The 6,930-nt window shown below is 50.6% G+C and carries 5 protein-coding genes; all 5 read right to left on the bottom strand.

The genetic code is table 11. The features are described 5' to 3' along the window. Window positions 1-1,038 (bottom strand): sialate O-acetylesterase (locus tag ACEW8P_RS26405; RefSeq protein ID WP_373516053.1); only part of this gene is annotated, 1,038 nt, incomplete at its 3' end. 162 nt (window positions 1,039-1,200) lie between these two features. Then, window positions 1,201-4,341, bottom strand: a complete 3,141-nt coding sequence (locus ACEW8P_RS26400) for a T9SS type A sorting domain-containing protein (protein ID WP_373516052.1) — start codon at window positions 4,339-4,341, stop codon at window positions 1,201-1,203. Between the two features lie 105 nt (window positions 4,342-4,446). Further along, window positions 4,447-5,460: a GTPase ObgE gene (gene obgE / locus ACEW8P_RS26395; protein WP_373516051.1), complete on the bottom strand. Its 1,014-nt coding sequence runs from the start codon at window positions 5,458-5,460 to the stop codon at window positions 4,447-4,449. A gap of 93 nt (window positions 5,461-5,553) precedes the next feature. Continuing rightward, entirely contained in the window at window positions 5,554-6,126 is a 573-nt protein-coding gene (locus ACEW8P_RS26390) for an adenylate kinase (RefSeq protein ID WP_373516050.1), read from the bottom strand. Between the two features lie 157 nt (window positions 6,127-6,283). Then, a partial coding sequence (locus ACEW8P_RS26385; protein WP_373516049.1) for a T9SS type A sorting domain-containing protein occupies window positions 6,284-6,930 on the bottom strand: 647 nt, incomplete at its 5' end.

Raw genomic sequence — 6,930 nt, 5'->3', positions numbered from 1 at the left:
CGTTTCTGGGCCCGGAAAAGTACTGTTGAAATTTGTGTTTAGTACCGCGTTTTGGCCGTTGATAATGTTTTGATTCGTTGTCGACTGTCCCGTGCCATTCACGTTGCGGGAAGTGCGGGAAATGACCCAGTTGATCCGCTTGCCGGTGTCGCTGTTTAGTTTATTGATAAGAAACTGCATGTCGTAGCTGTAGGACTGAGCACTGGTATTGGCCGGGTAATTGTCCGCCTCACCCTGCATCCAGAGGATAGCCCGCACGCCCAACTGATGGACATAGTGCTGCGTAGAAATCAGAAGATTGCCGTAGGGCATCTGAGCAGGGTAGTTGAAACCGTAGGGGCTTCGGGCAATCTTTCCTTCGGCGCTCTCAGCCCAGTTTCTCACCGAGGTTCCCTCCCAGGCGGTATTGATGAATAAAACGGGAACGTTTAATTTGCGCACCAGCAGATCTCCCAGAATACCCCAGCACCAGGCAGTTTTTCCGCGAGGACCAATGGTTACGTTGGATTCAAGGTGTGCGAAGGTAGGCGCGGGCGGATCAAAAAGCGAGTTGACGGTATTATCATAGACAATGTAATTGACACGATCGTCATTGGCTGCCGGGCCGGGTGATTCAAACAGCCCCTGGGCGTTAGACTGCCCGGAAATCAAGAAGACTTCTCCGACCCCCATCCGTGACACTACGTCGCGCCCTACGACTTCACCGTTTTGCAAGCCCCTAACCTCTATTGTGTACCAACCGCCCTGGAGGCGCAGCGTTCCTTGAAAAACTCCGCCTGAAACTTTGTCCTGTAATGTGCTCCACGGCGTGTTCTGCCCCTGCCCCGGAATGACAGCCACCGCCCGCACCTCGAACTTGTCGATAGGCTGAGAGTAGGTACCAGAGATTGAGATGGTAGTTTGCCCCGTGATGTCGCGCTGGTAAATAGCACGATCTGTTGGTGAGGTAATTTTAATCTGGGCTTCGGCACCCAATGCTAAGAAGCTACTAAGTAGCCAGGTAGTCAGAAAAATACAAAGAGTATATAGAGTACGCATTCACGCAGTGTTTACATCTAAACCGAAAAAACGGATTCCGGAAAATTTCAAAAATATCTGGAAAGGATGGCAGGAGAAATTTCCGCAAAAATAGTGGATTATTCCTTGCCGCGAGCGTTTGCCTCCCGATCTTCGACCACCCGAAAGCCAAACCGTTTGTCTTTACTTACTAATCATTAACTTCTGGGTGGCATGGAAAAAACCAGAACTTATCTTTAAGATGTACATGCCACTCGAAAGGTTGGATAGGTCAAGAAATTGGCGCTGTTCGAATGAGTCTATCAGGAAAGTTTGTACTGGTACGCCTTTCAAATCATACACTCTCACGGTCGCGCCTTCCAGGTTATCACGAGTCTCCGCAATGATCATGCCATTATCGGTCGGGTTAGGATAAATGCTAATTCCGTTGCCGTCAGCTTCTGGAATAAAATTAAAAATAGCCGACTCATCGGAAAAACATACCAGCGTAGGACTGTAAGTGATAGCGGCTTTCACCAAATAAGCACCCGGTTTTGTAGCTTTAATCAAACTCGTCGAATCGCCCAGTATCACACCGTCTCTCTGCCACAGAAAATCTTCGTTGGGTACCCTCACTCCTGCTTCAAGGGTGTAGGTGCCTACTTGCTGAACAACAGGCAACGGCGGTTTTGGCTTGGATTCCAGCCTTAAGGCTTGAGAAAATGGCGAAAAACATCCGTTAGTTCCTTGCACCCGAGCGGAGTAATTTCCCGATTCGGTAGCGATGATGGATTTGCCCGTCGCCCCTGTATTCCAGGAAAAATCACCCTCTGTGTTGGTAGTAAGTTGCACCTCTTCTCCTTGGCAAAATGTAGTGCGCCCGAGAGCGGTCACAGTGGGAGCAGCTGGCAGAGGCAACGCATTCAACGAAATTGTATTGGAAGCGTCCGACAAGCAGTTGAACTCATTCTTAGTACGAACCTGGTAGATGCCAGTTAGATTGGTTGAAAATTCCTGATTCGTAGATCCGCTGTTCCAGACGTAGCCTTTTGCCTCAGTGGACTTGAGCGTTATTTTTTCACTTGAGCAAAAGGTAAGGGGGCCCGAAGCAGTGATAGTAGGAGTAGGTGGAAGTGGATTGGCTGTCACCCGCACGACTTGCGAAACAGGAGAACGGCAGCCATTGCGGTCGATAGTCGTAAGCGAGAATTCGCCCGAGGTTCGCACTTCTACTTCGCGCTGATTACTGCCATTGCTCCATTGGTAGGAGTTGGAGGGGCTAGCTTGTAAAACCGTAAAGTCGCGATCGCAGAAGGTGACCGGGCGAAGAGACGTGATAGCGGGCGCAGCAGGCAACGGATTCACTTGCACCCGAACCGGGGAGGAGGTAGCCGTACAGCCATTACCATCTGTGATTGATACTGTGTAGTCGCCCGACTGATTGATTACTACCGACCGATCCGAGGTGTTGGTATTCCAGCGGTTACCGTTTTCGTAGTTAGAGGTGAGCGTCACGCTTCCTCCTTCGCAAAAAGTGGTGATACCACTGACTGCTACGGATGGCCGTGAGGGGAGCGGGTTGACTTTCACGGTCACAGGGTCGGACTCCGGCGACTTGCAGCCGTTGCCGTCCACGGCTCTTACACGGAACTCCCCGCTATTCCCCACCGAAATAGTAGCGCCATTCTGCCCGTCTGACCAAGTACTTTGCACAGCGGAATTCGATTCCAATGTCACTACGCCTCCCGCACAGAAAACCGTAGTTCCCAGTATCTTGATGCTGGGCTTGGGTGGCGGTGGGGTGGAAAATACGCCAATTGCGACGGGAGCTGAAGTTGCCTCACAGCCATAGGCGTTGCTGGCGGTAACGCTGTAGTTGTCGGGTGAGTTTACATTAATCCGACGATCAGTCTGTCCGGTATTCCAGCGAAGGAATCCGTCAGCCGATGCAGTGAGGGCAAGTGAACTTCCCTGACAAATGTTGTTTCTACCGCCTTCTACTTCGATGGTCGGTACGGAAGGCCGTACCTGACCGGGTACTTCCACAGCAGGGCTGAACAGAATGTTGCCCGCCTGGTCGCGGACTTTGGCCACGTAGCGGCCGCCTCCTACATTGATATTAGGCGAATTCTGTCCGTTATTCCAATTGATCGAACTAAAATTACCGCCCTCGACAGTCAACGACAGCGAATTACCACTACCACAGACCACGCGCACAGTTGGCAGTGAAACGGCTTTGGAGGGTTCTGAACGAGCAAAAAAGTCGTCGTTCAAGGCCCCGCTCCAGGCTTCGCCCAACTGATGTAGACCAACATCCTGAAAATGCGCGCCATCGGGCCGGGGCGTTTGAATTTTATCAGTTTCCGGCCCGTAGAAAGTGTTGGAAGTAGAAGCAACGACATCGTTTTGAGCTTTGATTATTGCAAAATCAGTTCCCCGCTGGTTTTCAAAAGAGGCCCGAGACACAACCCAGGAAATATTCCGACCACTCTCGTTGCGGGTCTGCTCAATGACTGCCCGCAGATCAGCAGTGTAAGAATCACTAGTAGTATTCGTAAAATTATCTGCCTCTCCCTGATGCCACAAGATCGCCCGGATGCCCGTCACCGGAACGTAATACTGTAAGGTCAATCGGAGGTTGTTGTAAGGCATGCCAGAAGGTGTGAATGCCTCGCCATTGTAAACTGAGTAAGCCGTGCCATTGATACTTTGCCGCCAGTTTCTCACCGCCGACCCGTACCATCCCGCATTGTAGAACAAGATCGGGACGCCCAGCCGTTCGGCCAGGCGATCTCCCAGTTTTCCGTAAGCCCACGCAGAATTACCCCTGGGCGAAATGTACGAATCGGCGTTGAGGTGGTCAAACGATGGCTGAGGGAGTTCATTGTTTGAACTCACATTGTAGTAGTTTACCGTATTCACCCGGTCGTCGATGGCACCGGGGCCACCATAGTTCTGATAACCCTGGGAGTTAGACTGCCCGGCAATCATAAATACCTCACCGATACCAAAGCGCGACACCGTGGAACTACCCACGATTTGGTCACCACGCCAGCCCCGTACTTCCATTTCGTACCAGCCGCCGCTCCAGTCCACTTGGCCGGCATAGCTGCCGCCTTGAGGGTTGTTCTGAATATTCATCCAGCCGGAAGTATTACCGCCGTTGATCGCACGGAGTTGCACCTCCACCCGCTCGATAGGCGTGGAATAGGTTCCACGGATGTACACTGTAGCCGAATTGTTCTTGTCTCGCTGGAGTACCGTGCGGTTGGCCGGATAGGAAATACTAAGTTGTGCGTAAGCGTCGGCCCCTAGAAATGTAAAAATGGCTATACATATAACCATTGACAGCTTAACCGTAAACTTCATGTCATTCAATCCTTAACGAATAAAAAAGATGCACCCAATATCAGTTTAGAACTACCGACAAGCAACTTTTTGACCTTAAATTTAGCTAACGGACAACGGCTCGTTGAGCGTTGCCCATATCAGGTCTTTCAAACGTTCAATTCCTTCTTGTGTTGCTCCAGAAATGAACAAATTTGGTACGTTGTCCGGTAATCCTTTTGTCAATTTTTCTCTTTCACTAATATCATCTTCAACCAAATCGATTTTTGAAATTGCGATAAGCCTTTGCTTATCAAGTAGGGACGGATTGTATTCTCTTAGTTCATTGAGTAGGGTTTCATATTCCGCCGCGGGATCTTCGCTGTCGGCCGGAATCAGGAATACAAGCAGAGAGTTTCTTTCAATATGTCTTAAAAAGCGCAGACCCAGTCCTCTGCCTTGAGAAGCTCCTTCGATTATGCCGGGAATATCGGCCATTACAAAGGAGAGATCGTCTCGATAAGCAACTACGCCTAAATTGGGTACTAAGGTTGTAAATGGGTAGTTAGCAATTTCGGGTCTCGCTGCCGACACTACTGATAGCAATGTAGATTTTCCGGCATTCGGGAAGCCCACCAGCCCCACATCAGCCAATACTTTCAATTCGAGAATGATCCAGGCTTCCAACTCCTCTCCGCCCGGTTGAGCATAGTCGGGAGTCCGGTTTGTGGCTGATTTGAAATGATCATTTCCTAACCCGCCAAGTCCACCGGGCAGTAGAATAATCTCCTGCCCATCGTCGGTGATTTCACCCATTTCTTCCCCGGTTTCGGCGTTGCGGGCTACTGTTCCCAATGGGACTTCCAAAATTTTGTCCTGGCCTTCTGCTCCGCTTCTTCTGCCTCCATCGCCCTTGCCGCCGGGCTCCGCTTTGATGTGCTTGGTGTAGCGCAGGTGCAGCAGCGTCCACAGCTGCGCATTGCCGCGCAGGATTACGTGGCCGCCCCGTCCGCCGTTGCCGCCGTCGGGGCCACCTTTACTCACGTGCTTCTCCCGACGGAAGTGCAGCGAACCTGCTCCCCCCGCCCCGGAACGGGCGTTGATCTTTACGTAATCAATAAAATTTGATGAGGCCACCTTTTCAATTTTGAATGAGAGAATGAGAGAATGAGAGAATAACTGAGAATTGGGCGAATGCAACATTCTCTAAATCTCCCAATCCCCCATTCACTAATTGGATTCCACCGCCCCACAAATGGCCTCGAAGATTTCTTCGATTTCGCCGACGCCGCCGATGCTCACAAACTTGTTTTGCTGGCGGTAGTAGTCCGCCACGGGTGTCGTTTTGCTGTTGTACTCGAAAATTCGGGTTTTGATTTTCTCCTCGTTCTGGTCATCGGGGCGGCCCGAGGTTTGGCCACGGATCAGTAACCGCTTTTTTAGTTCTTCGTCGGGGACGAGCAAAGCCACCATCACCGAAATCTGCTCATTATGCGATTTGAGGAGTTCGTCCAGTGCCTCCGCCTGCTTTACTGTACGGGGGAAGCCATCAAAAATAAAGCCGGGAGCGTCTTGATGCTCTTGTAGTTTAGCATCAATCATGCCAATTACTACCTCATCCGGCACCAAAACACCCTGATCCATAAGAGTCTTAGCTTTCAAACCCAGTTCGGTACCGGCTTTGATCTGTGACCGCAGCAGGTCGCCCGTCGAGAGGTGGACGAGGGAATATTTCTCGATAATTTTTTCACTTTGGGTGCCTTTGCCCGCACCCGGGGGGCCAAAAAGTACAAGATTCAGCATAGTCGCACGGTTGGTTGCGTTTCGGTCAGTAAAGGGGTTTTAACTGGCAAATTTACTATTCCTGCCTTAGCACGTACTATTTTTTTGATTTTTTTGGCTAAAAAAAGCCCGTCCCTTAAAAAAAGGACGGGCTTCGAGAAAAACAATCCTAATCGACTTACTCGATAACGACTTTACGCATAGTGCCATCGTCGTTCTGAACTACCGTTACGAAGAGCGTTCCCTTCGTATTCTTCTTCAACTCAATCTGCCCGACAAATTCGCCGCTAAAATCTTTGATGGTCTTCTTGCCCACTTCCTTGCCATCCGTGTCAGTGACGGTGATGCGGACATCGCCCTTTTCGGGAACACTGAACCGCAAGTTCAGCAGCCCGTTGTCGGGATTGTTGGCGTAGGCGTTCAGGCTTCGCACACTGCTACTGTTATCGAAGGCACTTCCCCAGGCACCATTGAAGCGATCGCCCATACCTTCTATATTTTTTTGCATGATCCGTATGCTTGGTTCTACATTGGCGCGCAATTCCCGGAGTTTTGGCTCCATTTCCTTCTGCATCCGCCGAACACTGCCCTGCAACTCTTTGGTATCGAAGTGAAAATTTTGGTGATGACCATCGCCGTCACGCCAACTCCAAATCATCGGCTCGTCGTCATCACGATTCCAAGCCCTTATCCTCACATTATCACGGAGACGGTTGTCGTTGTCATCGACCGTAATGCTGATGCGCTTTTGGCTCATGCCATCTACCGACAGCGAGTCCAGGGCTTTATCAATAAATTCCTTTTGCGCCCTTTCCGACATCGCAT

Origin of the sequence: Persicitalea sp. (genome assembly GCF_041751555.1) — a bacterium.
Classification (GTDB): Bacteria; Bacteroidota; Bacteroidia; order Cytophagales; family Spirosomataceae; genus Persicitalea.
This window is presented reverse-complemented; position numbering and strand designations above follow the sequence as displayed.

Coding starts and splice junctions, on each gene's coding strand:
- ACEW8P_RS26400 (WP_373516052.1), bottom strand. CDS start 4,341: ATGGTTATATGTATAGCCATTTTTACATTTCTAGGGGCCGACGCTTAC.
- ACEW8P_RS26390 (WP_373516050.1), bottom strand. CDS start 6,126: ATGCTGAATCTTGTACTTTTTGGCCCCCCGGGTGCGGGCAAAGGCACC.